Annotated in this window: 26 protein-coding genes, 2 tRNA genes and 1 pseudogene; 18 read left to right on the forward strand and 11 right to left on the reverse strand. The window is 72.3% G+C overall.

Translation table 11 applies throughout. The features are described from left to right. Positions 1–37: 37 nt before the first annotated feature. Positions 38–1,093, reverse strand: a complete 1,056-nt coding sequence (locus tag IEZ06_RS18810) for a lytic transglycosylase domain-containing protein (protein ID WP_189238009.1) — start codon at positions 1,091–1,093, stop codon at positions 38–40. A 251-nt stretch (positions 1,094–1,344) separates the two neighbouring features. Here IEZ06_RS18810 and IEZ06_RS18815 point away from each other — a divergent pair, with 251 nt between their 5' ends. Beyond that, positions 1,345–1,878 carry a DUF4240 domain-containing protein gene (locus tag IEZ06_RS18815; RefSeq protein ID WP_189238010.1) on the forward strand — a complete coding sequence of 178 codons (534 nt, stop codon included), beginning with the start codon at positions 1,345–1,347 and terminating at the stop codon, positions 1,876–1,878. Between the two features lie 152 nt (positions 1,879–2,030). Here the strand turns inward: IEZ06_RS18815 and IEZ06_RS18820 are convergent, their stop codons facing one another. Beyond that, entirely contained in the window at positions 2,031–3,005 is a 975-nt protein-coding gene (locus tag IEZ06_RS18820; RefSeq protein ID WP_189238011.1) for a helix-turn-helix transcriptional regulator, read from the reverse strand. A gap of 136 nt (positions 3,006–3,141) precedes the next feature. Here IEZ06_RS18820 and IEZ06_RS18825 point away from each other — a divergent pair, with 136 nt between their 5' ends. Next, positions 3,142–3,537, forward strand: coding sequence for a RidA family protein (locus tag IEZ06_RS18825; RefSeq protein WP_189238012.1), 396 nt, complete (start codon positions 3,142–3,144; stop codon positions 3,535–3,537). Between the two features lie 145 nt (positions 3,538–3,682). Here IEZ06_RS18825 and IEZ06_RS18830 read toward each other — a convergent pair whose 3' ends face one another. Continuing rightward, positions 3,683–6,598, reverse strand: coding sequence for an AfsR/SARP family transcriptional regulator (locus IEZ06_RS18830; protein WP_203872002.1), 2,916 nt, complete (start codon positions 6,596–6,598; stop codon positions 3,683–3,685). Positions 6,599–6,707: 109 nt separating this feature from the next. Here IEZ06_RS18830 and IEZ06_RS18835 point away from each other — a divergent pair, with 109 nt between their 5' ends. The 4 genes from IEZ06_RS18835 (at position 6,708) to IEZ06_RS18850 (ending at position 8,695) form a co-directional block, all read left to right on the forward strand. Then, positions 6,708–7,148: a carboxymuconolactone decarboxylase family protein gene (locus IEZ06_RS18835; protein ID WP_229798344.1), complete on the forward strand. Its 441-nt coding sequence runs from the start codon at positions 6,708–6,710 to the stop codon at positions 7,146–7,148. Between the two features lie 11 nt (positions 7,149–7,159). Further along, complete coding sequence (locus IEZ06_RS18840) at positions 7,160–7,450, forward strand: hypothetical protein (protein WP_189238014.1); 291 nt, start codon at positions 7,160–7,162, stop codon at positions 7,448–7,450. Positions 7,451–7,633: 183 nt separating this feature from the next. Next, positions 7,634–7,981 (forward strand): VOC family protein, encoded by a 348-nt coding sequence (locus tag IEZ06_RS18845; RefSeq protein ID WP_189238015.1) that lies wholly within the window; start codon positions 7,634–7,636, stop codon positions 7,979–7,981. 216 nt (positions 7,982–8,197) lie between these two features. After that, positions 8,198–8,695, forward strand: coding sequence for a hypothetical protein (locus IEZ06_RS18850; protein ID WP_189238016.1), 498 nt, complete (start codon positions 8,198–8,200; stop codon positions 8,693–8,695). A 164-nt stretch (positions 8,696–8,859) separates the two neighbouring features. Here the strand turns inward: IEZ06_RS18850 and IEZ06_RS18855 are convergent. Beyond that, positions 8,860–8,935 (reverse strand) — tRNA-Arg (locus IEZ06_RS18855). A gap of 205 nt (positions 8,936–9,140) precedes the next feature. On the opposite strand from IEZ06_RS18855, the gene IEZ06_RS18860 reads away from it, so the two are divergent. Both IEZ06_RS18860 and IEZ06_RS18865 read left to right on the forward strand, forming a co-directional pair. Next, a complete protein-coding gene (locus IEZ06_RS18860; protein ID WP_203872001.1) occupies positions 9,141–9,842 on the forward strand; it encodes a hypothetical protein in 702 nt (233 codons plus the stop codon). Between the two features lie 471 nt (positions 9,843–10,313). Then, positions 10,314–11,270, forward strand: a complete 957-nt coding sequence (locus tag IEZ06_RS18865; RefSeq protein ID WP_229798346.1) for a M15 family metallopeptidase — start codon at positions 10,314–10,316, stop codon at positions 11,268–11,270. A 59-nt stretch (positions 11,271–11,329) separates the two neighbouring features. Here the strand turns inward: IEZ06_RS18865 and mscL are convergent, their stop codons facing one another. The 3 genes from mscL to IEZ06_RS18880 all read right to left on the reverse strand — a co-directional run bounded on the left by mscL (position 11,330) and on the right by IEZ06_RS18880 (position 13,447). Continuing rightward, positions 11,330–11,734, reverse strand: coding sequence for a large conductance mechanosensitive channel protein MscL (gene mscL / locus IEZ06_RS18870; protein ID WP_189238019.1), 405 nt, complete (start codon positions 11,732–11,734; stop codon positions 11,330–11,332). Positions 11,735–11,820: 86 nt separating this feature from the next. After that, positions 11,821–12,471: an RcpC/CpaB family pilus assembly protein gene (locus IEZ06_RS18875; protein ID WP_189238020.1), complete on the reverse strand. Its 651-nt coding sequence runs from the start codon at positions 12,469–12,471 to the stop codon at positions 11,821–11,823. Positions 12,472–12,637: 166 nt separating this feature from the next. Further along, on the reverse strand, positions 12,638–13,447 hold the full coding sequence (locus tag IEZ06_RS18880) for an S-methyl-5'-thioadenosine phosphorylase (protein WP_189238021.1): 810 nt from the start codon (positions 13,445–13,447) through the stop codon (positions 12,638–12,640). A 110-nt stretch (positions 13,448–13,557) separates the two neighbouring features. On the opposite strand from IEZ06_RS18880, the gene IEZ06_RS18885 reads away from it, so the two are divergent. Then, positions 13,558–15,603 (forward strand): MFS transporter, encoded by a 2,046-nt coding sequence (locus tag IEZ06_RS18885; RefSeq protein WP_189238022.1) that lies wholly within the window; start codon positions 13,558–13,560, stop codon positions 15,601–15,603. 201 nt (positions 15,604–15,804) lie between these two features. Here IEZ06_RS18885 and IEZ06_RS37500 read toward each other — a convergent pair. The 3 genes and pseudogenes from IEZ06_RS37500 to IEZ06_RS18900 all read right to left on the reverse strand — a co-directional run. Continuing rightward, positions 15,805–15,945, reverse strand: a pseudogene (locus IEZ06_RS37500) (FmdB family zinc ribbon protein); the annotation flags it as partial. A gap of 292 nt (positions 15,946–16,237) precedes the next feature. Next, a complete protein-coding gene (locus IEZ06_RS18895; RefSeq protein ID WP_189238024.1) occupies positions 16,238–17,743 on the reverse strand; it encodes a potassium/proton antiporter in 1,506 nt (501 codons plus the stop codon). Positions 17,744–17,951: 208 nt separating this feature from the next. Next, a complete protein-coding gene (locus IEZ06_RS18900) occupies positions 17,952–18,539 on the reverse strand; it encodes a 5-formyltetrahydrofolate cyclo-ligase (protein ID WP_189238025.1) in 588 nt (195 codons plus the stop codon). Between the two features lie 24 nt (positions 18,540–18,563). Here IEZ06_RS18900 and galU point away from each other — a divergent pair, with 24 nt between their 5' ends. The 9 genes from galU (at position 18,564) to IEZ06_RS18945 (ending at position 24,864) form a co-directional block, all read left to right on the forward strand. Continuing rightward, complete coding sequence (gene galU / locus IEZ06_RS18905) at positions 18,564–19,463, forward strand: UTP--glucose-1-phosphate uridylyltransferase GalU (RefSeq protein ID WP_068902356.1); 900 nt, start codon at positions 18,564–18,566, stop codon at positions 19,461–19,463. A 38-nt stretch (positions 19,464–19,501) separates the two neighbouring features. After that, on the forward strand, positions 19,502–20,689 hold the full coding sequence (glp, locus tag IEZ06_RS18910; RefSeq protein ID WP_189238051.1) for a molybdotransferase-like divisome protein Glp: 1,188 nt from the start codon (positions 19,502–19,504) through the stop codon (positions 20,687–20,689). Positions 20,690–20,732: 43 nt separating this feature from the next. Continuing rightward, a complete protein-coding gene (gene moaC, locus IEZ06_RS18915) occupies positions 20,733–21,203 on the forward strand; it encodes a cyclic pyranopterin monophosphate synthase MoaC (protein ID WP_189238026.1) in 471 nt (156 codons plus the stop codon). 138 nt (positions 21,204–21,341) lie between these two features. After that, positions 21,342–21,815, forward strand: a complete 474-nt coding sequence (locus tag IEZ06_RS18920) for a MogA/MoaB family molybdenum cofactor biosynthesis protein (protein WP_189238027.1) — start codon at positions 21,342–21,344, stop codon at positions 21,813–21,815. A gap of 75 nt (positions 21,816–21,890) precedes the next feature. Continuing rightward, positions 21,891–22,535 carry a GNAT family N-acetyltransferase gene (locus IEZ06_RS18925; protein ID WP_189238028.1) on the forward strand — a complete coding sequence of 215 codons (645 nt, stop codon included), beginning with the start codon at positions 21,891–21,893 and terminating at the stop codon, positions 22,533–22,535. A 124-nt stretch (positions 22,536–22,659) separates the two neighbouring features. Next, positions 22,660–23,403 carry a divisome protein SepX/GlpR gene (gene sepX / locus IEZ06_RS18930; RefSeq protein WP_189238029.1) on the forward strand — a complete coding sequence of 248 codons (744 nt, stop codon included), beginning with the start codon at positions 22,660–22,662 and terminating at the stop codon, positions 23,401–23,403. A 57-nt stretch (positions 23,404–23,460) separates the two neighbouring features. Further along, a tRNA-Ala gene (locus IEZ06_RS18935) sits at positions 23,461–23,534 on the forward strand. A 250-nt stretch (positions 23,535–23,784) separates the two neighbouring features. After that, entirely contained in the window at positions 23,785–24,195 is a 411-nt protein-coding gene (locus IEZ06_RS18940) for a VOC family protein (protein ID WP_189238030.1), read from the forward strand. A gap of 276 nt (positions 24,196–24,471) precedes the next feature. Beyond that, the gene (locus IEZ06_RS18945) at positions 24,472–24,864 is read left to right on the forward strand and encodes a hypothetical protein (RefSeq protein WP_189238031.1); all 393 of its coding nucleotides are present in this window, start codon (positions 24,472–24,474) and stop codon (positions 24,862–24,864) included. Here IEZ06_RS18945 and IEZ06_RS18950 read toward each other — a convergent pair. Next, positions 24,791–25,684: a pentapeptide repeat-containing protein gene (locus IEZ06_RS18950; RefSeq protein WP_189238032.1), complete on the reverse strand. Its 894-nt coding sequence runs from the start codon at positions 25,682–25,684 to the stop codon at positions 24,791–24,793. The two genes, IEZ06_RS18945 and IEZ06_RS18950, sit on opposite strands and share 74 nt — an antisense overlap. Positions 25,685–25,731: the final 47 nt, after the last annotated feature.

Consider the following 25,731-nt stretch of genomic DNA (forward strand, 5'->3'; position numbering starts at 1 on the left):
CGCCGCCCACCGGAGGAAGGGCGCCGGGACCGCGCGGTCAGGGGCCGGTGAGGCGGCGGTCGCCGCGGGTGGTGACCACGAACACCTGCCAGTTGTAGTAGGCGTAGTAGTTCCGGATGTCGCGCTTGATCTGGCGCGCGTGCAGCCGCACCGCGTCGACGTACGCCCAGGAGTGGTTGTAGGCGTACAGCGCGCGCCGGTAGTCGCGCGGCGCGCCCGAGGCGCGCAGGTAGTTGGCCGCGGCGAGCAGGGCGTCCCGGGTGTCGTGGACGTCGCCGCCCATCCCGTAGGCGGCCCAGGTCCCCGGCATGAACTGCATGGGTCCCTTGGCTCCCGTGTGGCTGGACGAGCGCACGCGGCCGAACTTCGTCTCGACGAACATCACCGCCGCCAGCACCTCCCAGTCGACGCCGAACCGGCGCTCGGCGTGCCGGAAGTGCTCGAGCAGGACGCCGGCGGGTTCGGGCTCCCGGACGCGGAACCTCGCGGGCCTGCTGACGGGGTGGACCAGGGAGAGCAGGTTGCGGCCGGCCGTCGCGTTGGCCTCCGCCTCCCCGGCCAGGGCCTTCGACAACCTGGGGTAGGTGCGGGAGGCGGTCTTCGGGTTGCGGGCGAGGTGGCGGTAGATGCGCTGCTGGTACAGGGCCAGCAGCACCACCGGCTCGGGAGCCCTCCCCTCGGCGGGGCCGCCGTCGCGGATCCAGTCGTCGATGGCCCGACGGAGCCGCGCGGTGGTGTCGGTCAGGGCGCGGGCCAGCCGGGCGGGGTCCTTGGGGATCACCGTACCGGGGGCGGGCGGATCGGCGGCCTCACGCGCAGGCTGCGTCGCCGGGGCCGTCGCCGCTGGTGTGGCCGGTGCCGCGGACCTCCCCGGAGCCGTCCGCTCCGCCGTACGGCCGGCGGGGGCGGCGGTGGAGGCCGACCCCTGCGAGGCGGCGCAGCCGGAGACGGCGACGGTCAGGGCGAGGAGCGAGGCGGCCACCGGCCCGCCGCGCCGCCGGGGGCACGCCTCCGGCGGCCCGCCGTCCGGAGAGCCTCCCCGCGCGGGCGTCGTCCACAGGTCAGGTCGTGAGGTCTCCGTCTGCTGCTCCACCGGCCCCAACGTACCCGAGCGATGACCTCTCAGGCCGGTTCCCCGCTCGGCCGGTGAGCCGTCCGGGCGGGGGCTGAGCGGGCGGGCCAGCTCACCAGCCGAACGGGAAGGGGACGTGGCCGGGGGTGACGTATGAGTAGCCCCGGGACTCGACGACCAAGCCCTGGGCGTCGAATACGGGAGCCCGTTGTCGGTGCCGTCTGGTTTTGTGATCGGGACAGAGCGCAAGGCGGGCACGAGAGGCGGCGGACGTGAGGGATCAGCGGCTCCCGGTGGGGGACGAGGAACGGTTCTGGGACCTGGTGGAGGCGGCCTGGGCGCCGCTGGGGACGGAGGTCGAGCGGGCACGACGGGTGCTGGCGCACCGGGAGAGCGATCCCGGCGGGGACCCGCAGGGCACGTCGCTCGCCGTGGTCGAGGCCGCTCTGCCGAAGTTCCTGGGCAACCTCCGCTCCGCGGGCGAGGGGTTGTCGGCGCAGGAGCTGACCGATCTCGACCGGGTGGTCGAGCGCAAGCTCCACGACATCGACCGCGCCGACGTCCAGGCGGTCACCGACGGCTCCGACGACGGCTTCCTGTACGCGCGCGGCTTCATCGTGGCGATGGGCCGGGACTTCTACACGGCGGTGGCCGAGGACCCGGAGACGGCGGTGCCGGACGCCGAGTGCGAGCGGATGTGCTACTTCTTCGCGCACCTGCACCATGAGCGCTACGGGACCTTCCCGGACACCGGATCGGGGATCTCCCGAGAGTCGTGCTCGAACCCGGCCGGCTGGCCCGGCTGATCCGTCGGCCGGCAGGCCCGGCTGACCCGTCCCCCGCGCGGCCGGTGAACGCCGCGGACCGCCCCGCCGGAAGCCCCTCCGGGAGGCGGGCCGCACCCGGCGGCGCCGGCCGTGACGCCGGCCGCGATGCCGGTCGGTCGGGGCGACGGCTCTCAGGACGGCACCCCGTAGCGGGCGGCGACCGCGGCGGCGCGGTCGCGCAGGGAGTCGCGCAACCACTGCGGGGCCAGGGCCTCGGCGTTCGTGGTGAGTTGCCACAGCGCCCATTCGGCGTGCCTCGGGTCCTGGAAGGTCACCTCCAGCCGCAGCCAGCCGTCCGGGTCGGCCGCTTCGGCGCGGACGGCCAGCGCGGTGCCCACCAGGTCCTCCCGCCGCGCCGGGTCCACCCGCACCAGCACGGCGACCTGGTCTCCACCGGTCCGGAAGCGCGTGCTGCGTTCCTGCCAGGTCCGGTCCAGGTCGACCCGGTCCGGTCGCTGCGCGGGTTCGGCGAGCTCTTCGGCGGCCAGGATCCGGGACAGCCGGTAGGTGCGGTCCGCGCCGGACCTCGTGGCCAGCAGATAACCCCGGTCGCGTACGGTGACCAGGCCGACCGGGTCCACCGTGCGCCACTGCGGGGCCTGGTCCGCGGCCACGTAGTGGATGCGCAGCCTGCGCCCGGCGACCACCGCGCGCAGCACCTCGGCCACCACGGCGTCGGGCACCTCCTCGGCGGCCGGCCGGCGCGAGAGGAGGTCGGTCTCCGGGTCGATGAGCAACCGCTCGGCCGCGCCGGCCGCGGTGTCCCGATAGCTCTCGGGCAGCGCGTCGACCACCTTGAGCATCGCCGAGGCGAGCGCCGAGCCGAGACCGAAGGCCTGCGCGCCGCGCCGCGATCCGGCGACCAGCAGGGCGAGCGCCTCGTCGTGGTTCAGTCCGGTGAGCTCGGTCCGGAAACCGGGCAGCAACGCGAAACCGCCGTGCCGTCCGCGTTCGGCGTAGACCGGGACGCCGGCTGCGGACAGCGCCTCGATGTCGCGCAGCACGGTGCGGGTGGACACCTCCAGCTCGCGGGCCAGCGCGGCCGCGGAGAGCCGACCGTGCTGCCGCAGCAGAAGCACCAGCGAGACCAGCCGGTCGGCGCGCATGCGAAAACTTTATCGGAATACGCGACAAAGGATGTCGTGATTTGCCGGGAGGCTGATCGGCATCACGGAAGAGACGGCGGCCACCGAGCCGACGGGCGTGCGTGATGTCGACGAATCGAATGGAGCTGATACGGCAATGGAACGAACGGCGATCAACCCGTGGGCGTGGTCGGTGGAGCTGGGGTACAACCAGGGCGAGATCGTCTCGGGGCACACCCGGACCCTGTACTGCGCCGGGCAGACCGCGATGAGCGGTGACGGCAAGCCCCAGCACGCCGATGACATGGCGGCGCAGCTGGCACTGAGCCTCGACAACCTGGAGGCCGTGCTCGGCGAGGCCGGCATGTCCCTCGCGAACCTCGTCCGGCTCAACGTCTACACCACCGACGTGGACCGGCTCTTCGAGCACTACGGAGTGCTGGCGTCGCGACTGGGCGCCGCCGGGGTGGCACCGCCCACCACGATGCTCGGGGTGACGCGGCTGGCGATCCCCGACCTGATGGTCGAACTCGAGGGGACCGCCGTCGCGTGATGCGGCTTCGCCGCCTCCGGCAGGACCGCCGGAGGCGGCACGTCTGGGCCTGAACCGCCCCCAGGCTCAAGCGCCCCAGGCTCAAGCACCGTCAGGCTCAAGCACCGTCAGGCTCAAGCACCGTCAGGCTCAAGCACCGTCAGGCTCAAGCGCCTCCGAGGAAGGCGCGCACCTCGTCGGTCTCGGGGACGCCGAGCTCCTCGTAGATCCCCAGGGCCGCGCGCCCGTGCTCGTGCGCCCGGTCGTCCTGCCCGAGGCCGAGGTGGGCCCTGGCCAGGCCGTCGTGTGCCCGGGCCTGCTCGGGCCGGTTGCGGACCGCGTCGGCGAGCGCGAGCGCCGCCGTGTGCTCGTCGATCGCCCGCGCCGGGTCACCCAGCGCCAAGGTGGCCTCACCCAGCCCGTTGAGGGCCGAGGCCTCGTCGCTGCCGTTGCCCATGGCGCGGTAGAGCTCCCCGGCCCGGCGGTGGCGGGCCATCGCCTCCTCGGCCCTGCCCTGGTTCCGGAGGGCCGAGCCGAGGTGGTTGAGCACCCGTGCCTCGCCGAGCCGGTCGCCCTCCTTCCGGTGCAGGGCCAGCGCCAGGTCGAGATGGCGCCGGGCCTCCTCGTGGCGGCCCGTCTGGACGAGGATCATGCCGAGGTCGGCGAGGACGAACCCCTCCCGGGCCCGGTCGCCGGCGATCCGGGTGAGGTCGAGCGCCTCCTTGAGGCGCCTCTCGGCCTCGGCGCTCTCGCGGCGGCGCCAGGCCACGTTGCCGAGGGCGTTGAGCGCGAGCGACCGCTCATGCGGGTCCTCGCAGGCGGCGAGCGCCTGGCGGGCGAAGTCCTCGGCCTGCTCGTAGTCGCCGCGCCGCCAGTGGGTCCAGGACAGGTCGGCGAGCGCGCGGCCCGGCGGCATGGCGCGTTCCCCGAGCGCGCGGCTGCGCTGCAGCGCGATGCCGTGCAGGGTCAGGGCGTCGTCGTGGTGGGCCCGGCGGTCGAGGTAGGGGCTCAGGGCCACGGCGAGGTGGCTGATGCACACCTCGGGCCCGTGGACCACGGTCGCGATGATGTTGGCGCGCTCGGCGTCGAGCCAGTCGACGGCCTCCGCCGTGCCGCCGATGGGCTCCACCGGCGTGATCTGGGGCGGCATGTTCGGCCGGTCGGGGACGCTGTGCGGGAACAGCCGCCTGACCGCCGAGCGGGACCGGTGCAGGTAGTGCAGGAGCAGGCGCATGAGTGCGCCGTCGTCCGCGCCGTCGTCCGTGCCTCCGTCCGTGCCTCCGTCCGTGCCTCCGTCCGTGCCGTCGGCCGGACGCTCGGCCTCGGCCAGGGAGCGGGCGTGCTCGCGCAGCAGGTCGTGGAGGGTGTACCGGCCCGGCTCGCGCTGCAGGAGCATGTGCGCGTCCAGGAGGCCCTCCAGCAGTCCCTCGGCCTCGAACACCGGGACGTCGGCGAGGGCCGCCGCGGCGTGCGGCTCGATGTCCTGGCCGGGAGCCAGCCCGAGCAGCCGGAACATCCGCTGCTCCGCCGTACCGAGCTGCTCGTAGGAGACCGTGAACGCCGCCGCGACGCTCCGCTCGGACGTCGCGAGCTCGGCGAGCCGCCGCCGCTCGTCGTGCAGGCGGCCGGCCAGGTAGGAGACCGTCCAGCGGGGCCGGTGCTGCAGGCGCGCCGCGGAGATCCGGATGGCGAGCGGGAGGTACCCGCACGCCTCCAGCACCTCGTGCACGGCCTCCGGCTCGGCGGCGGCCCGCTCGCCCACGATGCTCTCGAAGAGCGCGACGGCGTCGCGGGACGGCAGCACCTCCACGGACAGCGCGTGCGCGCCGTCCAGACCGGTCAGCCGCCGGCGACTGGTGATCAGCAGGAGGCTGTCGGAGACGCCGGGGAGCAGCGGACGCACGTGCTCGTCGTCCGCCGCGTTGTCGAGGACGGCGATGACGCGGCGCCGCGCCAGCTCGGCACGCCACAGGGCGCTCCGCTCGCTCTCCGCCGTCGGGATGTCGGTCAGGCCGAGCTGCCGCAGCAGGATCTCGAGCGCGGCGGAGGCCGGGAGCGGGTCCCGGCCCGCGGTGTGCGCGCGCAGATCGATGAAGAGCCGGCCGTCCGGGAAGCGGTCGGCCAGGCGGTGGGCGGCGCGGACGGCGAGCGTGGTCTTGCCGATGCCGGCCATGCCGTCGATCGTCACGACCGTGTTCCGCCGCTCCGCGACGAGCCGGTCCAGTTCGGCGGTACGGCCTGCGAAGTCGGGGAGGTCGTAGGGCAGGAAGTCCGACCGGACCCTGTCCCTGTCCCTGTCCTTGCCCTTGCCCTTGCCCTCGTCCTCGGCCTGGTCCCGGTTCTGGTCCTCGGCCGCGAGCTCGGCCGTGACCCTGAGCGCGGGGGCGTCGGTCAGGACCGCCTGCTCCAGTTCGGCGAAGGCGCGGCCGGGGTCGAGGCCCTGCTCCTCGGCGAGAGCCGTACGGTACGACCGGGCCGCGGAGAGGGCGTCGGCCTGCCGTCCGGAGCGGTGCAGAGCCAGGACGAGCTGGCCGACGAGCCGTTCCCGCAGCGGCTGGGCCGCCACGTGGCCGGCCAGCTCGTCGAGCACCCGGCTGTGGCGCCCCGCGTCGAGCTCGGCCTGCATGAGACGCTCGACCGCGGTCAGCCGCCGGTCGTCCAGCAGCGCACGGGCGCCCTGCGCATAGGCGGCCTGCACGTCGGCCAGGGCGTCGCCGTTCCACAGTTCCAGCGCGTCCCGGAACCGGCCCGCCGCGACCAGCTCGGTGAAGTCCTGCACGTCGAGCCCGCAGGGAGCGGGGAGCGCGACGTAGCCGCCCGGCCGCGTGCCGAGAACGTGGTCGGCGCCGACACCGCGGAGCGCCCTGCGCAGGGCGGTGATCGCGGCGTGGATCTGCGACCGGGCGGTGTCGGGCCGGTCGTGTCCCCACACGGCGTCGATCAGCTTCTCCATGCTGATCACCCGACCGGCGTTGAGCAGCAGGTAGGCGAGGACCGCGCGATGCCGCGGAGCGATGCCCCCCACCGCGTCGCCGTCGGCGAGCACCTGCACCGGACCCAGCAGCGTGAAACGGATCTGCACGTATAGCCCTTCCATTGTCGACGCATCGGGAATCTATCAATCCGGACATCCACCCTCGTAGTTGTCAGGAAGACACCACGTCGGAGGAGCGAGAACGATGCAGGCACGGATGAAGAACCCCGTAACGATCATCCCGGCCGCGATGCAGCCGATCCAGGCTCTGGCCAAGGCCGCCCACTCGCAGGGCGTCCCCGAGGAGCTTCTGGAGATGCTGCACCTGCGGGTCAGCCAGATCAACGGCTGCAGCTTCTGCGTGGACGCCGGCCTGAAGAACCTCAGGAAGCTGGGCGAGAGCGACGAGCGGATCGGCCTGGTGTCCGCCTGGCGCGAGGCGCCGCACTACACCGACGCCGAGCGCGCCGCCCTGGAACTCGCCGAGGCCGCCACCCGACTGGCCGACCGCACCGACGCGGTCCCCGACGAGGTCTGGGACGCGGCCGCGGACCACTTCGACGAGCGGCAGCTCGCCTCGATCCTCCTGCTGATCGCCGTGACCAACCTGTTCAACCGCCTCAACGCCCCCATCCGGCAGATCGCCGGCACCTGGTGAAGGAGTCCTCCGTGTCCGTCGTCCGATCCCACACCTACTCCGTCGACCCCGCCGACCTAGAGGAGTTCCTGGCCCGCCGGGCCTCGCTGATCGGCACCGTCCGCGAGACGCATCCGGGGCTGAGCAAGACCCGGCTGGTCGAGCTGGAGGACGGCACGTACAGCGACACCTGGCACTGGGAGAGCGACGCGCAGATGGGCGCCGCGCTCGCCGCCATCTCCACCTTCCCGGAGGCCCCGCTGACCATGGCGCTCACCAGGGACGCGACGGCGCTGAACGGCCGGGTCGTCGACGAGCGCTGAGTCCCCGCCGGGCCGCCGCGGTCGTCACCCCGGCCGCGGTGGCGGAGCCCATCGCCGACGGCGCGGAATGCCGCCGAGAGCCGTGGATCCGGCCCGTCGTGAGATGAACGGTGCCGGATCCGGAGCCCATGAGCCATCCTGGAAGGACCACAAGCACATCCCCGCCTTCCGCAGGAGCCGCCGATGTCCGTCCGCCGGATCGTCCCCAACATCCGGTCCGAAGCCCTGGGGGAGAACGCGGAGTTCTACGGTCTCCTCGGCCTGGAGGAGGTCATGAACCACGGTTGGATCGTGACCCTCGCCTCCCCGTCCGCTCCCGGGGCGCAGGTCAGCATCACGACCGGTGACAGGACGGCACCCGTCACCCCGGACCTGAGCATCGAGGTGGACGACGTGGACGCCGCCTACGCGGCCATGCGCGGCAGCGGCGCCGAGATCGTGCACCCGCTGCAGGACGAGGAGTGGGGCGTCCGCCGGTTCTTCGTCCGGGCCCCGGACGGCCGCGTGGTCAACGTCCTGGGGCACCGCTGATCACGGAGATCCGCCAGCGGCGCGGAACCCGCCACGCGGGACGGCTCCGTACTTCCAAGGGGTGCCCGCTTCTCCTCCTCGGCCTGCTCGACGGTACGGGCCGCGCCAACCGGCGGATCTCCGCGTCATCGACGGTTGACCACTGATCCATGCCGAAGGTCCCGGACCTGTTCCGGGACCTTCGGCATGTCTGGGCGCCTCTGGCATACTCTGCCGGTGTTTGAGCAGCTGAAACGCAAGTCCACGGTCCGTCGCGCATGGCCATGCTTCGTCCTGGCGGTGCTTGCCTCGTCGATGCCTTGGGCGCTCGTCGCTGCAACGGAGAGCGGCGGCGCAGATCACACGCCGCTCGTCTCCTTCGCGGCCCTCTTCGTCGGCACTGCTGCGCGTTCGCTCCTCGCCCTGGACGCCTTCGTCGCCGGCGGTCTGCCGCTGCTGGTCTTGCTCGCGGCCGTCTGCTGCCGCCGGTGGTGGTTGGCGGGGGCGGTCGTCACGGTTGTTCTCGGTGTCATGGCGGTCATCGATCTGGCGCTTTTCCTCGGAGAACTTCCCCGCGACATCGTCACGGACGATGTCAGCTCTGGTGCTCAGCCGGACTTCTATGCCAGCGCTGGGGAACCCGGAATCGCCATGCTGGCCGCGGTGGCGTACATTCTCGCGGCCGTGGCACTCGCTGTGGGGTCACGTCGTTCCAGGCGTCGACTCATCCCGTGAGAGGTTGAGGCGCGGGTTACGACCTGGGAAAACGTCGCCGAGATCGGATCGCGTATGGTTCGCGATCATTGCCCTACGGCTGCGCACGGCGGCATCCGGCTGCATGTGATCGCTGGGAGAGTGCGCGTCAAGCCCCTGGTCAGGGGCCTAACGGCTGGTGGAGATGGTGCCCCCGGCATGATTCGAACATGCGACACCCGCTTTAGGAGAGCGGTGCTCTATCCCCTGAGCTACGGAGGCAAGGGCTGTCTGTAAGAGTAGCGAAGATACCGAGCCTCTGCCCAGTCGGGGAGAGATCGAGATGCGGCGGCGGGTCATCGCTTGCCTGCGGTGGGCCAAAGGGATGGCAAGCGGGTGAGCCGCCGGGGTGTCGGCATGGCTACTGTCACGCTCTGTGATCAGAATGCGGCGGAAGCGGATTCCAGGTCGTCGAGCATCGCGGCCGATGGTGCTGGGCGTGGCGATGCTGGTGCCGGCCCTGCTGGCAGGAGGCCTCATGGTGGCCGAGGTCGCCGGCTACGACCTGGCGGTGAGCGGTGGGGGCCTCGCAGATCTGGAGCGGCGGGAGGCGTTCGGCGGTGGCGTGCCGGTCGCGGCCGCGTCGCCCGGTGCCTCCGGAGCCCTCGTCGCGATCGGAGCGGCCCAGGGCGACCCGGCGGGCGCGTCGCCCGGAAGCGCGAGGGCCGGAGACACGGTGATCCGGGGCACGGTGACGGACGGTCAACTGGTCGGGAACCGGGCGACGGAGCCCAGGCTGGTGCCTCCGCCGCTGCGCCCCTACCGGGTGTACGACGGCTGGATGCCGCCGGACGTGGTCAGCCTGTCCTATACCCGGCCGACGGATTCCTCCGAGGAGGCCGGGGAGGGGGCGGAGACCACCGACAGGAGGCGGAAGCGGCGGGCTTCCGGTGGTGGTGAGAAGGAGACGCCGAGCAGGGTGCAGGAGCCGGGTACGGCGCGCACGCAGAAGCCCGCGGAGTCCGCGGGCCAGGAGACGCCGGACCGGTCGCCCGCGCCGTCCCCCACGCCCTCGCCGATGCCGTCGGCCGAGGAGGAGGAGCCGGGCACGGAGGCGGCGTGCTCACAGGAGTGGCGGGACACCTGGCTCTGGGAGATCTGCCTGGACGGCAACCGGCAGAAGGTCTGAGATCTCCCGGGATCGGTGGAGGGCCGGAGACCGCCTGTGATCTGCCGGGGTGGAACCGGCGGGAAGCCTGGGGCGGAGCTTGCGGAATGGGGCGTTCGGCGCATAGCGGCTGCGAGGAGTCTGGCTCGGGCATCCGGTGAGCTGTAGTAACGTGCGTGCCTGACCCGGGTCACGAGTTCGCAAACGGAGGGGTCGAACGTGCTACCTCGTCGATCAGCGGGTCTGATCGTCGTTGTCGCGACGATGACTTCCCTCGTACCGGGGGTCGCCGCCGCACAGCAGGCGCCGCTGAAGGCCGGGGCCGCCGCACCGCAGGCGCACGCGAAATCCCAGGCCACCGCAGCGCTGGTGCATGCGAAACCTCGCACTGCCGCGGAACGGTCGGCGAACTCGCCGAGCGGCTTGAACCCCCCGGCCGGTGCGCGGCAGGGCGTGCCTGCCGGGGTCCGGGCCGCGGCCCGGCGCGATCCGGTGAATCTCACCGAACTCCGCCGGGACGCTGAGAAGGCGGCGAAGGACCTGGAGGCCGCCACCAAGGCGCTGGAGCAGCGGCGCGCCAAGATCCGTGAGGCGCAGAAGGCGCTGACCGCCAAGCTGCGCGAGCTGCAGACCGCCGAACGGGCCTTCGCCCAGGTGCGGCAACCGCTGTCCGACCTCGTCGGGCTGCTCTACCAGCAGCCGGTCGGAGGAGACGTGGCGGGCCTGCTGTCCGGGGACTCCAACGGCGACACGCTGCGCGCGATGACGGGTGTCACCCAGCTCGTCGCCGAGCGGAACCAGGTGCTGGAGGAGAGCAGCCGCTTGCAGGCGGAGCGCGAGCGGCTGGCGGCCGAGGCGCAGGAGCTGCGGGCGGGGACGCTGCTGGCGGAGGCCCAGATGGGGGCCGAGATCAAGACGCTCCAGGCGCGTTCGGACAAGCTGGTGAAGACGCTCACCAAGGCGCTCGTGAAACTGGGCATCAAGATCGACAAGGTCGGCCGGGCGGCGCTCGGATGTGATCCGACGAAGGTGAACTCGGCGGGCGAGTTCCCCAACGGCCTGATCCCGAAGGCCTACCTGTGCCCGCTCCAGCAGCCGGGCCACCAGCTCCGGGCCGACGCGGCGATCGCGTTCATCAGTATGAACGAGGCCTACCGCAAGAGGTTCGGCAAGCCCATGTGCGTGACGGACGCCTACCGGAGCCTGGCCGAGCAGCAGTCGGTCTACTACCGGCGTCCCGGCCTGGCCGCCGTTCCGGGCCGCAGCAACCACGGTCTGGGGCTCGCCGTCGACCTGTGCGGGGGCGTGCAGAACTTCCGCTCGGCGGAGTTCAACTGGGTGGAGGCCAACGGCAAGAAGTTCGGGTGGTTCCACCCCCAGTGGGCCTACTCCAGCCCTTTCGAGCCGTGGCACTGGGAGTACGACCCGAAGCTCGGCTCGCTCCTCTGAGCGCCCGCTGACCTCCCGTCGACCGGGCTCTCCCCGGCCGATCCCTCCCTCGGGTCGGGTCACGTCATCGGGGAGACCTGGGCGGTGCAGTGACGGCAGCGGACGGCGGCCTTGGGGATCTCCGAGAGGCACTCGGGGCACTCGCGCAGCTTCGTCTCCTCCGGCGTGGCGAACCGGGCGGTGATCCTCTCGTAAGGGGTGATGACCAGGAAGTAGACGACCGCCGAGATCAGCAGGAACGAGATCGTCGCATTGAGGAAGTTGCCGTACGTGAGCGTGCCGGAGCCGACTTTCAGCGTCAGGTGGCTGAAGTCGGGTTTGCCGACGATGGCGGCGATGAGCGGGTTGATGAGGTCCTTGACGAAGGAGTTCACGATGGCGGTGAAAGCGGCGCCGATCACCACCGCGACGGCGAGGTCGAGCACGTTGCCGCGCATCAGGAACTTCTTGAATCCACTCAGCATGACCACTCCTTGCCCGGGGCCTCCAGGCCTCCGGGGTCGTTCACTTTCGGGGGTGCGGGCGCTATTACCCTGTCACGGCCGGATCATCACCGGGGAGGGGCGATCGTGATCGACAACCGGCCGCCGGACTGGGCGGAGGCCAGCTCGACCGCCTGATCCGAGGTCGTGGCGAGCATGAGGAGCGCGCCCCGGTCGCTCCCGCTCGCCGGGACGGTGAGGACGGGCACGCCCTCGGCCACGATCCGGGCCGGGGCGGAGGAGCCGTCCCAGCCGGTCGGCGCGGCGAGCACGTTGACCACGTCTCCGGGGGACAGCAGGCGGGCGCTCTCGGGGTCGGCGACGCGGACCGGCGCGGCGACCGTGCCGGGCGGATGGGCGGCCAGCAGACTCGGGCCGAGCAGGCGGACGTCGGTGAGGGGCTCCCCGCGCCGCGCGGGACCGGCCAGGACCCGCCCGGCGACCGGCGTGCCCGGCCTCAGGGCGCCTTCGGGGGCCGTGCCGGGTCGTAGGGCGACCGGTTTCACGTCGGCGGCGGACAGGACGCCGCCGGGCAGGTCGCGGGCCGCCGCGAGCACGGTCACCGACGAGGTCTCGGGCCGCAGGCCGGTCACGGCGCACGCCGTGGCCAGGGCGGCGAGGACGGTGGCGAGGAGGCGGTGGCGGCGGCCGAGGAGACGGCGAACGGGAAGGCGCCGGCCCTGCGGGCGCAGGCCGGGAAGGAGGCTGGCGACGGGCATGGCTGGCTCCACGGAAGGTCACCGGACGGGGTTGAAGGCAGGCCGGACGGGTGGGGCTGAAGGCAGGCCGGACGGAAGGGCGCCGGAGGCGGGGCCGAAGGGCACCGGGCAGGACTGCAGGGTCACCGGAGGCGGGGCGAAGGGCACCGGGCAGGACCGGGGAAGGTCACCGGGGCAGGTCGAAGGGGAGCTGCTGGCCGTCCAGGGTCTTGGCGCAGTGGCAGGCGCGGTCTCTGGGGAGGGCTCCGACGACGTCGGTGACCAGGGCGCGCATGCGGGTGACGTTGGCGGCGAAGAAGGCCAGGACCTCCTCGTGGGTGACCCCCTCGCCGGTCTCGATGCCCGCGTCGTGGTCGGTGACCAGGGACAGCGAGGTGTAGCACATGGCGAGCTCGCGGGCGAGGACGGACTCCGGGAAACCCGTCATGCCGACGATCGTCCAGCCGTTGGCGGTGAACCAGCGGGACTCGGCCCGGGTGGAGAAGCGGGGGCCCTCGATGACGACCAGCGTGCCGCCGCCGACCGTCTCCCAGTCGGCGGCCCGGCCCGCGGCGACGGCCGCGGCGCGGCCCACCGGGCAGTAGGGGTCGGCGAAGGCGACGTGGACCACGCCGCCGGCGTCGTAGTAGGTCTGGGCGCGGCCGGAGGTGCGGTCGACGAGCTGGTCGGGGACCACGAGGGCGCCGGGACCGATCTCGGGGCGGAGCGAGCCGACCGCGCTGGGCGCGAGGACCTGGCGCACGCCGAGGGAGCGCAGGGCCCACAGGTTGGCCCGGTAGGGGATGCGGTGCGGCGGGAAGCGGTGGTCCCGCCCGTGGCGGGGGAGGAACGCCACCTCCCGCGAGCCGACGCGGCCGATGCTGACGACGTCGCTCGGCGGGCCGTACGGCGTGCTGACCGTGACCTCCGTGACGTCGTCGAGCAGCGAATAGAACCCTGAACCGCCGATGACCCCGACGTCCGCGCGATTGACCATGGCGCAGACACTAGCGTCACGGCCGCCCCGCGAGAGGGCGGAGAGCGGAGCCTGTGGACAACTCCGCCGGCCGATGTGACCGTGTGGACACACGGGGTATGACCTGCCCCATGGTCGATCGGGGGAACGAGACGAGTGCGCGGCGGACCCGGCGGACGGCGTCCGGAGAGGCGGAGCGGAGGCCCGGGAGGGGGCTGGGGCTCATCATCGGGGCGCTCATGCTCGCCATGCTGCTCGCGGCGCTCGACCAGACCATCGTCGCCACCGCGCTCCCGACCATCGTCGGAGACCTGGGCGGCCTGAACCACCTCGCCTGGGTGGTGACCGCCTACATGCTCGCCTCGACGGTCTCCACGCCCCTGTGGGGCAAACTCGGCGACCAGTACGGCCGCAAGGCCCTCTTCCAGGCCGCGATCGTGATCTTCCTGGTGGGCTCGGCCCTGTGCGGCCTGTCGCAGGACATGGGGCAGCTGATCGGGTTCCGGGCGCTGCAGGGGCTCGGCGGCGGCGGCCTCATGGTGCTCGCCCAGGCGATCGTCGCGGACGTCGTGCCCGCCCGCGAGCGGGGGAGGTACCAGGGGTTCTTCGGCGCCGTCTTCGCCGTCTCCAGCGTCGCCGGCCCGCTGCTCGGCGGACTGTTCGTGGACCACCTGTCCTGGCACTGGGTCTTCTACGTCAACCTGCCGATCGGCCTGCTCGCGCTGGCCGTGGTGGCCTGGGCGCTGCCGGCCGGCGTGCGCTCCACCGGGCACGTCATCGACTACGGCGGCATCGTCTTCCTCGGCGGCGCCACCGCCTGCCTGGTGCTGATGACCACGTGGGGCGGGAGCACCTACCCGTGGGGCGACCCGGTCATCATCGGGCTGGGCGTCGCCGCAGCGGTGCTGGGGGTGCTCTGGTGGCTGGCCGAGAAGCGGGCCCCGGAGCCGGTGCTCCCGCTGCACCTGTTCAAGCTGCGGGTCTTCAACGTGGCGTCGCTGATCGGCTTCATCATGGGCCTGGCGATGTTCGGCTCCCTCACCTACATGCCGCTCTTCCTCCAGGTCGTGCAGGGGGTCTCGCCCACGATGTCGGGCCTGCACCTGCTGCCGATGATGGGCGGCCTGCTCGTCGCCTCGATCGTCAGCGGCCAGGTCATCACGAGCACCGGGCGGTACAAGGTCTTCCCGATCGCGGGCACCGCGACCGCGGCGCTCGGCCTGTTCCTGCTCTCCCGCATCCACCCCGGCATCGGGGCCCTGGAGCTGAGCGCCTACCTGCTCGTCCTGGGCGTCGGGATCGGCATGGTCATGCAGGTCCTGGTGATCGTGGTGCAGAACGCCGTGGGCTTCGAGGACCTGGGGACGGCGACCTCGGGAGCCACGTTCTTCCGCGCGATCGGCGGTTCGTTCGGCGTCGCGCTGGCCGGGTCGATCTTCACCGCGCAGCTCGCCGACGACCTGGCCGCGCTCTCCCGGACGGTACGGCTCCCGCCGGGCATCGAGATCGCGGTCCAGCAGGACCCGACGGTCATCCGGCGGCTGCCCCCGGAGGTCGCCGGGGCCTTCCTGGAGGCGTACTCCGACGCGATCGCCAGGGTCTTCCTGTTCGGAGCCCCGGTGGCGCTGCTGGCCTTCGCGGTGGCCTGGCTCCTGCCCGAGCTTCCGCTGCGGGAGACCACCAAGGCGACCGACCCGGGCGAGGGCTACGGCGCCGTGCCGACCGAGCGGTCGTCGCTCGACGAGGTGGAGAGGGGGCTGTGGCGGCTGGCGGACGAGGCCATGCGCCGCGACTACTACCGGCGGCTCGGCGACCTGGCGGGCCTGCGCGACCTGCCGTCCGGCTCGGTCTGGCTGATCGCCCGCCTGGGCACCCGGGGCCGGCAGGCGGGCGCGGACCTCGCGGAGCGGGCGGGCGTGACCATCGACCGGGGACGGCCGTACGTCGCCCACCTGGTGGAGCGCGACCTGGTCCGCCGGGCGGCGGACGGACTCGGCCTGGAGCTGACCCCGGAGGGGGAGCAGGTGGCCGACCGCCTGGTCTCGGAGGCCAGGGAGGGGCTCGCCCGGGTGATCCAGGACTGGCATCCGGAGGAGCACCCCGGGCTGCGCGAACTGCTGGACCGGCTGCCCGGGGAGATGCTCGGCGCGATGACCGACCGCCCCGCGCCGCGCTGAGCCCGGTCGTCGTGGGGTCGGGCCGGCGGGTGAGCCCGTCCGTCAGGAGGCCGCGGCCGCGGGTGCGGCGGCGGGCTTGGACTCCGTCGACCCCGAGGAGGACGTGGAGGACGACGACGAGTTCGAGGAGCTCGACGTGGTGGAGCTCACCGTGCTCGAACCGGACGACCTGCTGTCCGTCCGGTAGAAGCCGGATCCCTTGAAGACGATGCCGACCGCAGAGAACACCTTGCGCAGCTCACCCTGGCAGCTCGGGCACACGGTGAGCGCGTCGTCCGAGAACTTCTGGACGATCTCGAACTGGTTGTCACAGGCGGTGCAGGCGTACTGGTAAGTGGGCACGCTCTCCTCCTCATTCGGTCCGCGCCGATTGGCACTCGACTGGCGCGACTGCTAATGGTACGGCGTCGACAAGCATAAACGCGAGCGGAGGATGTCACATTCCGGCGTGCGCCTTCCGGCCGGGGTCCCGCAACCGTCCTGCAACCGGGCCCGCGGGGGTTCCCCGGCCGGCTCGCGGGGGTTCCCCGGTCGGTCCGCAGGAGCCCTCCGGCCCGCTTCACGGAGCCCTCCGCCCTGCCCGCGAAGTCCTCCGGCCTGGTCCGCGGAGTCCTCCGGCCCGGTCCGCCGGAGGTCAGGCGCCGTGCTCGCCGAACCAGCCGGCCAGCTTGCCCCGGCGGCTGATCGCGCGGATCCGCTTCTCGACGACCTCCCGGCAGGCGGCGGTGGCCACCACGAGGAGCTGGTCGTCGGCCCTGATCCGGGTGGACTCCGACGGCACGAACGACTTGCCGTCCCTGACGACGAGCGTGACCTGGGCATCGGTCGGCAGCCTGAGCTCGAACACCTCCACGCCGTGCAGCTTGGACGCCGGCGGCACCCTGATCTGCAGGAGGTCGGCGTTGAGCTCCTCCAGCGGGGCCGACTCCACCGCCAGGTCGCGGGCCTCCTCCGGCGCGGTGACCCCGAGCCTGCGGGCCACCCACGGCAGGGTGGGCCCCTGGAGCAGGGTGTAGACGACCACGATGACGAAGACCTCGTTGAACACGAGCTTGGCGGTGGCGTCGTCGATCGACGTGGCGGCCCAGGGGATGGTGGCCAGCACGATGGGCACCGCGCCCCGGAGCCCGGCCCACGACAGGAACGCCTGCTCCCGCCAGTTCAGCCGGTCGACCCCCGTGATCCGCAGCAGGAGGGCGGAGACCACGATGGACAGCGGCCGGGCGACCGCGACCAGGATCAGTCCCGCGACCAGCCCCGGCACGAGGGCGGTGGACATCTCCGAAGGGCTCGCCAGCAGACCGAGCATGACGAACAGGCCGATCTGGGCCAGCCAGGCGACGCCCTCGGCGAAACCCCGGCTGGCCGCCCGGTGCGGCATCTGCGAGTTGCCCATGACCAACGCCGCCAGGTAGACCGCCAGGAAGCCGCTGCCGTGCAGGGACGCGGCGCCGGCGTAGGCGACGAAGGCCAGCGCGAGCACCGCGATCGGGTACAGGCCGGCGGCCGGCAGCGCGACGCGGCGCAGCGCGTACACGCCCACCGGGCCGACCGCGAGGCCGGCGGCCGCGCCCACCACGAGCTCGAAGACCACCTCCAGCAGGGCGACCCCGAGGCTGGGTGAGGCGTTGGTGCTCAGCAGCACCACCGCGATGACGACGGGGGCGTCGTTGAACCCGGACTCGGCCTCCAGGATGCCCGACAGGCGCGGCGGCAGGGGCAGGCGGCGCAGGACGGAGAAGACCGCCGCGGCGTCGGTCGAGGCGAGGACCGCGCCGAGCAGGAGCGCGGTCCGCCAGTCCATGCCGAGCAGGAAGTGCACCGGGAGCGCGACGGCGGTGATGCTCACCGCGACGCCCGCGGTGGCCAGCACCACGGCGGTGGGGATGGATCCCCTGACGTGGCTCCAGGTGGTCGTCAGGCCTCCCTCGGCCAGGATGATCGCCAGCGCGATCAGGCCCATCTGCTGGGCGAGTCCCGTGTCCTCGAACTGCAGGCCGAACCCGGACTCGCCGATGACCAGGCCGAATCCGAGGAAGATGAGGAGGCTGGGGAGGCCGCTGCGGTGGGCGACGCGCACCGCGACGATGGAGGCGATGACGATCCCCGCGCCGAGCAGCAGCCAGACGTTCATGTCCATCGGATGTCCATCGGCTGTCCGTCAGGATCCGGTGAGACGGTCGGCGCGTTCGTGCAACGGAGGGTTCGCTCCCTTGGTGGCGGGCCCCCGCGCGGAACCGCCGGGGCGTGTGGGCCGCCCGTCCCGGACGGGAAAAGCGGGGAACCGCTCCCTTGCCGGGAGCGAAGAGTCACCTGTCCCCTCCTCTCGCTTCGGGGACCATTCTGTCCTATTCGGCGGATCGGCCCTCCCCCAGGCGGACGATGCCGCCGGGCAGCGCGGCGTAGCGGACCGGCCGGTCGTGCGGCTCGGCGGGGACGCCGTCGAGCAGCTCGCCGTCGTGGAGCAGCGCGACCGTCGGCACGTTCGGCCCCACCCGCGCCAGGGCCCGGTCGTAGGAACCGCCGCCCTGGCCGAGCCGTACGCCGGTGGAGCGGTCGGCCGCCAACGCCGGGACGATCACCAGGGCCGCGGTCCTGACCGCGTCGACGCCGCGCCGTACGTCCACCGGCTCCATGATCCCGAAGCGGCCGGGGGCGAGGGTGTCCGGCCCGTCGTACACCGCCCAGTCGAGGTCCAGGTCGTCGCGGAGCACCGGGAGGAGCACCGTCGCGCCGTGCTTCCACAGCGCGAAGACCAGCCCGTGCGTCGCCGGTTCGGCCCCGGTCGACCAGTAGCAGGCGACCAGCCCGGCCATCTGCACCCACGGCTGGTCCAGCAGCGCCTCCCGGATCTGGACAGAGGCCGCATAACGCTCGTTCTCCGGGATAGAGGCACGCCGCTGCCGGATCGACGCGCGCAGCTTCAGCTTGTCCACAGGTCCCTCCACTAAGGTTTTGATATGGCCGACTTCGATCCCGTGACGAAAGCCGTCGTGCCGGCGGCGGGTCTGGGCACCCGCTTCCTGCCTGCGACCAAGGCGACGCCCAAGGAGATGCTGCCGATCGTCGACAAACCCGCGATCCAGTATGTCGTCGAGGAGGCCGTCTCCGCCGGGCTGCTCGACCTGCTCATGGTGACCGGCAAGAACAAGCGCTCGATCGAGGACCACTTCGACCGGGCCGTCGAGCTGGAGGAGGTCCTCGAGGCCAAGGGCGACGACGAGCGCCTCTCCCAGGTCCGCGAGCCCGCCGACCTGGCGACCCTCCACTACGTACGGCAGGGCGAGCCCAAGGGGCTCGGCCACGCGGTGCTCTGCGCCAAGCAGCACGTGGGCGACAGCCCGTTCGCCTGCCTGCTCGGCGACGACCTGATCGACCCCCGCGACGAGCTGCTCAAGCGCATGATCGACGTCCGCAACACCTACGGCGGCAGCGTCATCGCGCTGATGGAGGTCCCCGAGGACCACGTCTCCCTGTACGGCTGCGCGGCCATCGAGGCCACCGCCGAGGACGACGTGGTCAGGGTGACCGACCTGGTGGAGAAGCCCCCGGCCGAGGAGGCGCCGTCCAACTGGGCCATCATCGGCCGCTACGTGATCGACCCGGCCGTCTTCGAGGTCCTGGAGAACACGCCGCCGGGCCGGGGCGGCGAGATCCAGCTGACCGACGCCCTGCGCACCCTGGCCGGACGCGGCGGCGAGGGCGGCGGGCCGGTCCACGGCGTGCTGTTCCGCGGCCGCCGCTACGACACCGGCAACAAGCTCGACTACCTGCGCACGGTCGTGCAGTTCGCCGCGGACCGCCCCGACCTCGCGCCGGAGTTCATGCCCTGGCTCAAGGAGTTCCTGGCCTCGCGATGACCCTTCCGACGAGCCTGCAGGCGGCCCACATGAGCCCGATGAGATCGGTCGACGAGCACCTCGGCGACATCCTGCGCACCGTGCGGGCGCTCGCCCCGCTGGAGCTGGAGCTGGAACGGGCGCTGGGCACGACTCTGGCCGAGGAGGTCACCTCCCCGGTCCCGCTGCCGCCCTTCGACAACTCGGCGATGGACGGCTACGCCGTACGGGCCGAGGACGTCGCCGACGTCCCGGTGACGTTGCCGGTGGTCGACGACGTCGCGGCCGGGGACGGCCGCCTGCACGCGCTCGGGCCGGGGATGGCCCTGCGGATCATGACCGGCGCGCCGCTGCCGGCCGGGGCCAACGCGGTGGTCCCGGTGGAGTGGACCGACGGCGGCACCGCCCGGGTCACGATCGACCGGCCCGTCCAGAAGGGCAACGCGATCCGGTTGTCCGGCGAGGACGTGCGCGCGGGGGAGGTGGTCCTGACCGCGGGCACCCGGATCGGTCCCGCCCAGCTCGGCATCCTGGCCGGAGTCGGCCGCCGGCGGGTGCTGGTACGGCCCCGCCCGCGGGTCGTGGTGATCTCCACCGGGGCGGAGCTGGCCGAGCCGGGCACGACCCTGGCCCCCGGCCAGATCTGGGAGTCCAACAGCTACACCCTGATCGCCGCGGTCCGGGAGGCCGGCGGGGAGGGCTACCGCGCCGGGATCGTCGGCGACGACGCGGCGGGGTTCGCCGAGCAGCTCGACGCCCAGCTGGTCAGGGCCGACGTGGTGATCACCAGTGGCGGGGTCTCGATGGGCGCGTACGAACCGGTCAAGGAGGCCCTCGGGCCGCTGGGCACCGTACGCTTCGAGCGCGTCGCCATGCAGCCGGGCATGCCCCAGGGGTTCGGCGTGGTGGGTGACGACCAGGTGCCCATCTTCGCGCTGCCCGGCAACCCGGTCTCCTCCTTCGTGTCGTTCATGCTGTTCGTCCGCCCGGCGCTGCGGAAGATGCAGGGCCTGCCCGCAGGTCCCGCGGAGACCGTGACGGCCGTGACCGCGGCGCCGCTCCGCTCGCCCGCGGGCAAGCGTTCCTACCTGCGTGGGAAACTCGGTCCGCAGGGCGCCGTGACCCCGGTGCGGCGGCAGGGCTCCCACCAGCTCGCCGCCCTGGCCGAGGCCGACGCGCTGATCGTGGTCCCCGAGGACGTCACCGAACTCCCCGAGGGCACGACCGTGGAGATCATCCCCCTGTGAACGGGGGCAGCGGACCGCATCGGACAGGAGACGGGGCAGGCGGATGAGCGGTTTCTCACATCTCGACGAGACCGGCGCGGCGCGCATGGTGGACGTCTCGGCCAAGGACGTCTCGGCGCGCGCGGCCGTCGCGACCGGCAGGGTGCTGCTGTCCGCCGAGGCGGTGGCCCTGCTGAGGTCGGGTGAGATCCCCAAGGGGGACGCGCTCGGCACCGCGAGGATCGCGGGCATCATGGGCGCCAAGCGCACCCCCGACCTGATCCCGCTCTGCCACCCGATCGCGCTGCACGGCGTGAAGGTCGAGCTGACCGTGGTCGACGACGGCGTGGAGATCTCCGCCAGGGTGAAGACGGCCGACCGGACCGGCGTCGAGATGGAGGCGCTGACCTCGGTCGCCGTCGCCGCGCTGGCGCTGATCGACATGGTGAAGGCGGTCGACCCGGCGGCGGTCATCACGGACGTCAGGGTCGAGGAGAAGACCGGCGGCAAGACCGGCGTCTGGACGAGGTCCTGACCGGGGGCGGGAACGCCTGCCGCGGTGCGGGAGAGTCGTGATGAAGAAGAACGCCTGCCGCGGTGCGGGGGAAGTCGTGATGGAGAAGAACGCCTGCCGCGGTGCGGGGAGAGTCGCGACGGGGAAGGCGGGTCGCCCATGAGGGCTCTGGTGATCACGGCGTCCGACCGGGCCGCCGCCGGGGTGTACGAGGACTCCTCGGGCAGGCTCCTGGCCGGGCTGCTCACGGAGGCCGGGTGCGAGGTGGACGGCCCGGTGGTGGTCCCCGACGGCGAGCCGGTCGAGGAGGCGCTCCGCTCCGGGGTGGCCGACGGCTACGACGTGATCGTCACCACCGGCGGCACCGGCCTGACCCCGGCCGACCTGACCCCCGAGATGACCGCGCGGGTGCTCGACCGCGAGATCCCCGGCATCGCCGAGGCGATCCGGCAGGCGAACCGGGAGAAGGTGCCAGCCTCCGTCCTGTCCCGCGGGCTGGCGGGCCAGGCGGGCTCCACTCTGATCGTGAACCTCCCCGGCTCCTCCGGCGGGGTCCGCGACGGCATGGCCGTACTGGCGCCCGTGCTGCGGCACGCCGTGGACCAGATCCGCGGGGGAGACCATCCCCGGTGACCTCCGGCGGCCTCTCCGTGACCTCTCGCGGCCTCTCCGTGGCACGCCGGTGCGGCTTGGGGGGATGATGAAGGGGTGGATCGACTTCGTGGCTGGCCGGTGACCCTGACGGAGGGCCCGGTGGGACTCCGGCCGCTGCGTCTGCGGGACGTGCGCGTCTGGCGGGACTCGCGGTTGCGCAACGCCGACTGGCTCCGGCCGTGGGAGCCGAGCAATCCGGAGACGCCCCTGTTCCGGACCGGGCTGGGCCCGTACATCTCGATGGCCGGGACGCTGCGCAGGGAGGGCAGGCAGGGGCTGGCGCTGCCGTGGGTCGTCACGTACGAGGGAGCCTTCGCGGGCCAGCTCACCGTGGGTGCGATCGTCTGGGGGTCGGCCAGGTCCGCCCAGATCGGCTACTGGGTGGACGGCGCGCTGGCCGGCCGGGGGATCATCCCGACCGCCGTGGCCCTGGCGGTGGACCACTGCTTCTTCACCACCGGGCTGCACCGGATCGAGGCCAACATCCGGCCGGAGAACCAGGCCAGCCGCAGGGTGGTTGAGAAGCTCGGCTTCCGGGAAGAAGGCATCCGGCGCCGGCATCTGCACATCGACGGGGCCTGGCGCGACCACATCTGCTACGCCCTCACGGTCGAGGACGCGCCCAGGGGCCTGCTCGCGCGGTGGCGACACGCCCGGGAGGCCACGGCCTCCGGCGGTCCCTCGCACGAAGAGGTGTGACGATCTGGCGACACACCGAATTGAATACTCGTCAAATAGTGACACGCGGTCTTACGGTGCGTGACGTGAGCACAGTGAGGACGCCCCGCGGTCAGGCGTGCCTTCGTGCTGCCCGGAGGCGACTGTGAGCAGCGTCCTCCTCTACCTCGCCATCGTCGTCATGTGGTTGTGCGTGCTCGTGCCCATGTGGCTGCGCCGTGACCGGGCCACGCTCGTCGAGGTCGACGAGCGTGACGAGGCCACCGGGGCGTACGACCTCACCGGCGTGCCGTCCGAGGATCCGAGCGAGGAGGGCCCGTCCGGCTCCCTCACCGGGACCACGGGGCCCGCTGTGGGGTTCGCGGCGCCATCCGGCTCCGCGGCCGTCTCGGTGCCGGGTGCCGCGTCCCGGGTGCCGCCGGGCGCCGTTTCCGGTGCCGTGCCCGGTGCCGTGCCCGGTGCCGTGTCCCCGGCCGGGGAGGGCGCCCAGACTCACCGGCGGGCGGAGCTCCGCCGTGCCGCACAGCGCCGCCGGGCGGCTCTCGTGGCCAAGCGGCGGCGGCTGACGCTCTGGTGCGCGCTGCTGCTCCTGGCCTCGGTGGTGACCGCGGCGGTCCGGGTGATCCCCTGGTGGGGCGTGGCGCCCTCGGTGGTCCTCCTGGGCGTCCATCTGGCGGTCCTGCGGGTCGCGGTCCAGGTCGACGCCGAACGGCGCAGAGCCGTCGCCCAGGCCCGCGCGGAACGTGCCAGGCGCGCCCGGCGCCGGGCCGCGGAGGCTGCGGCCCGGCGGGCTGCGGCTCCGCAGGCGGAGATCATCGACCTCTCCGAGCACCGCGACGAGCTCTTCGACCAGTATGCCGAGCCGTCCCGCCGCGCGGTCGGAGACTGATCGGTGCCCCGGATGGCGCGAGCGCCCCCGGATGTTTGCTAATCTAGTCCACGTCTTGGGGATGTAGCGCAGTCCGGTAGCGCACTTCGTTCGCATCGAAGGGGTCAGGGGTTCGAATCCCCTCATCTCCACCCAGGCCAGAGGCCGCTTCCGAGAGATCGGGAGCGGCCTTCTGCGTTGCCGGGTGACCAACCGGTGACCACGGTCCATCCACCGGACCGTGCCTCTCCGGGTTTCGCGGAGTCCGGTGACGGGATGTCTCAGCGGTGAGCGATTCCGGTCCCGTGGCCGTGTGGGTCTTCCTGGGCGAGGGCGCGCGGTAACCGTCGGGCGTGTTCCGGCTGAGCGTCTGTATCGGAGGGCTTGTGGCAGGATCGCGGGATGCTGCGACTCACCGATTTCATCATCGACTGCCCGGACACGATGAAGCTGGCGGCCTTCTACGCTGAGGTGACGGGCCGTCCGATCAAGGAAGGCAGCGACGAGAACTGGGCCGGCATCAAGTTCGGCGAGGTCGAGCTGGCCTTCATCCGGGTGGACGACTACCGCGCTCCGCAGTGGCCCGACAGTGAGCACCCCAAGCAGTTCCACCTCGACTTCGAAGTGGACGAGATCGAGTTCGAGCAGCGCCGCGTCCTCGGCCTCGGCGCGACGCTGCGGCAGGACTTCATCGGCCCCGACGGCTACGGTTGGCGGATCTACACCGACCCGATCGGCCACCCCTTCTGCCTGTGCCGCAACAAGGGTGTCATCTGGACCGACGAGGGCCCGGTCTGGCCCGGTCGCGGTTAGGAGCCGTTCGGGGCTCGGACCATGTGGTCGGGGTGAGGAGCTTCGGCCACATGACCGATCGGCCACATGACCGAGCGGTGCGTCATCCACTGCCGTCAGCAGCTCGACGGGGAACTCCAGGCCGGCTTGGCCGATCATGAGTGCGACCCGTCGGCCTGCTCCAACGCGCCGTCAGAGCGGCCACCGGTTCCCGCTCCGGCCCCCGCGCCGTGAGCGCGGCGAAGCGGTGAACATGCGTGGACACCGCTGTGGGCGATCTCGGTAGAGTGGCCCGCCATGGGCGTTCTCGTCGACTACTTCACCGCGGACTCCGAGCAGTCCGCCCGGCTGGCCCTGTCCGGTGGGCCGGCGGCCGTGAACCTCTCGTATGTCGACTGCAAGGGATGGCTCGACGGGCTCGACACGCTGGCGGCCGAGCTAAGCGGCCGTGACCTCAGCGAGTTCGGTGACAGCGAGGTCGTCGTCGACGACGGCGAGTCGGCGGGCGTGGAGCGGGAGGCACCCGGAACCGTGGCCGCGCTGGCCGCCGTGGACGACACTCGGTTGCGCGAGTACGCGGAAGAGGAACTGCTCCACGAGTTCGAGATCGAGCGCATCACGGCCCTGCGGGATCTGGCGCGCGAGGCGGTACGGCTCGGCCGGGGGCTGTATCGCTGGGCGTGCGCCTGAGCGCTTCGAACAGCTCCTCGCGGAGCGCGGGCGGGAGCTTCCGTCCCATGTCGAGCGGGCTCACGAGCGCCTGGTCGTCGTTCTGCTCCACGGCGTGGCCGGCGAGGAACTCCAGGCTGAAGCGGGCCGTCTCCCGGTGGCGCGGGTCCGGCCAGTGCTCCACCAGAGGCAGCACCGCATCCACCCGCTCGCCGATCCGGTCGAGGAGCGCGTAGCCGGGCAGGCCGGGGAAGCGCTGCGCTCGGAGATCGATGTGGTGGAAGGCGACGTAGCCGAGTTCGGCACCGGTGAAGTCGTTGCCGGTGAAGTCGTTGCGGTTCCGGCCCAGTGAGGCCTGGTCATGGTCGTCCGGACGGCCCCAGAAGTTGATGTTCCGTACTCGGCCACGGAAGACGCAGTCGACGAACTCGGCCTCGAACGTGAGCGTCTGGTCGTTCAGCCGGGACCGGTCGAACAGGCACCTTTCAAAGCGGACATTGCCGAAGAAGACGGAAGGTGCGAAGCGGGTGCGCCGGAAGGTGCAGTCGCGGAAGACCGACTGCGGCCGGCCCGCGCCGGGCACGCCGGTGAGTCCCAGTGACAGCCGCTCGAAGGTGACGCCGGAGAAGTCGCACCCTTCGAACGTGCTGTCGTGGACACTGAAGCCGGCGAACCGCATCCCGGAGAAGTCGGCCTTCACCAGCCGTGCCCGGTCGAAGGCCACCTCGGACACTCCAGGAGGCAGGTCGAACCGCTGATCGCGGAGTTCGCCGCGGGCGATCCACGCGGACCGCCACTCCTCCGGGCTCGGCTGGAGACTGAACCGCTCGGACGTGCTCACGCCGACCGTTCTCTCCTGGGTGCCACGGGGTTCACGGATGACCCGCG

Origin of the sequence: Planomonospora antibiotica, assembly GCF_014647955.1 — a bacterium.
In the GTDB taxonomy this organism is placed as follows: Bacteria; Actinomycetota; Actinomycetes; order Streptosporangiales; family Streptosporangiaceae; genus Planomonospora; species Planomonospora parontospora.

Coding starts and splice junctions, on each gene's coding strand:
- IEZ06_RS18820 (WP_189238011.1), bottom strand. CDS start 3,005: ATGCGCGCCGACCGGCTGGTCTCGCTGGTGCTTCTGCTGCGGCAGCAC.
- IEZ06_RS18825 (WP_189238012.1), top strand. CDS start 3,142: ATGGAACGAACGGCGATCAACCCGTGGGCGTGGTCGGTGGAGCTGGGG.
- IEZ06_RS18835 (WP_229798344.1), top strand. CDS start 6,708: ATGAAGAACCCCGTAACGATCATCCCGGCCGCGATGCAGCCGATCCAG.
- IEZ06_RS18845 (WP_189238015.1), top strand. CDS start 7,634: ATGTCCGTCCGCCGGATCGTCCCCAACATCCGGTCCGAAGCCCTGGGG.
- IEZ06_RS18860 (WP_203872001.1), top strand. CDS start 9,141: ATGGTGCTGGGCGTGGCGATGCTGGTGCCGGCCCTGCTGGCAGGAGGC.
- mscL (WP_189238019.1), bottom strand. CDS start 11,734: ATGCTGAGTGGATTCAAGAAGTTCCTGATGCGCGGCAACGTGCTCGAC.
- IEZ06_RS18875 (WP_189238020.1), bottom strand. CDS start 12,471: ATGCCCGTCGCCAGCCTCCTTCCCGGCCTGCGCCCGCAGGGCCGGCGC.
- IEZ06_RS18880 (WP_189238021.1), bottom strand. CDS start 13,447: ATGGTCAATCGCGCGGACGTCGGGGTCATCGGCGGTTCAGGGTTCTAT.
- IEZ06_RS18885 (WP_189238022.1), top strand. CDS start 13,558: ATGGTCGATCGGGGGAACGAGACGAGTGCGCGGCGGACCCGGCGGACG.
- IEZ06_RS18895 (WP_189238024.1), bottom strand. CDS start 17,743: ATGGACATGAACGTCTGGCTGCTGCTCGGCGCGGGGATCGTCATCGCC.
- galU (WP_068902356.1), top strand. CDS start 18,564: ATGGCCGACTTCGATCCCGTGACGAAAGCCGTCGTGCCGGCGGCGGGT.
- glp (WP_189238051.1), top strand. CDS start 19,502: ATGAGATCGGTCGACGAGCACCTCGGCGACATCCTGCGCACCGTGCGG.
- moaC (WP_189238026.1), top strand. CDS start 20,733: ATGAGCGGTTTCTCACATCTCGACGAGACCGGCGCGGCGCGCATGGTG.
- IEZ06_RS18920 (WP_189238027.1), top strand. CDS start 21,342: ATGAGGGCTCTGGTGATCACGGCGTCCGACCGGGCCGCCGCCGGGGTG.
- IEZ06_RS18940 (WP_189238030.1), top strand. CDS start 23,785: ATGCTGCGACTCACCGATTTCATCATCGACTGCCCGGACACGATGAAG.
- IEZ06_RS18945 (WP_189238031.1), top strand. CDS start 24,472: ATGGGCGTTCTCGTCGACTACTTCACCGCGGACTCCGAGCAGTCCGCC.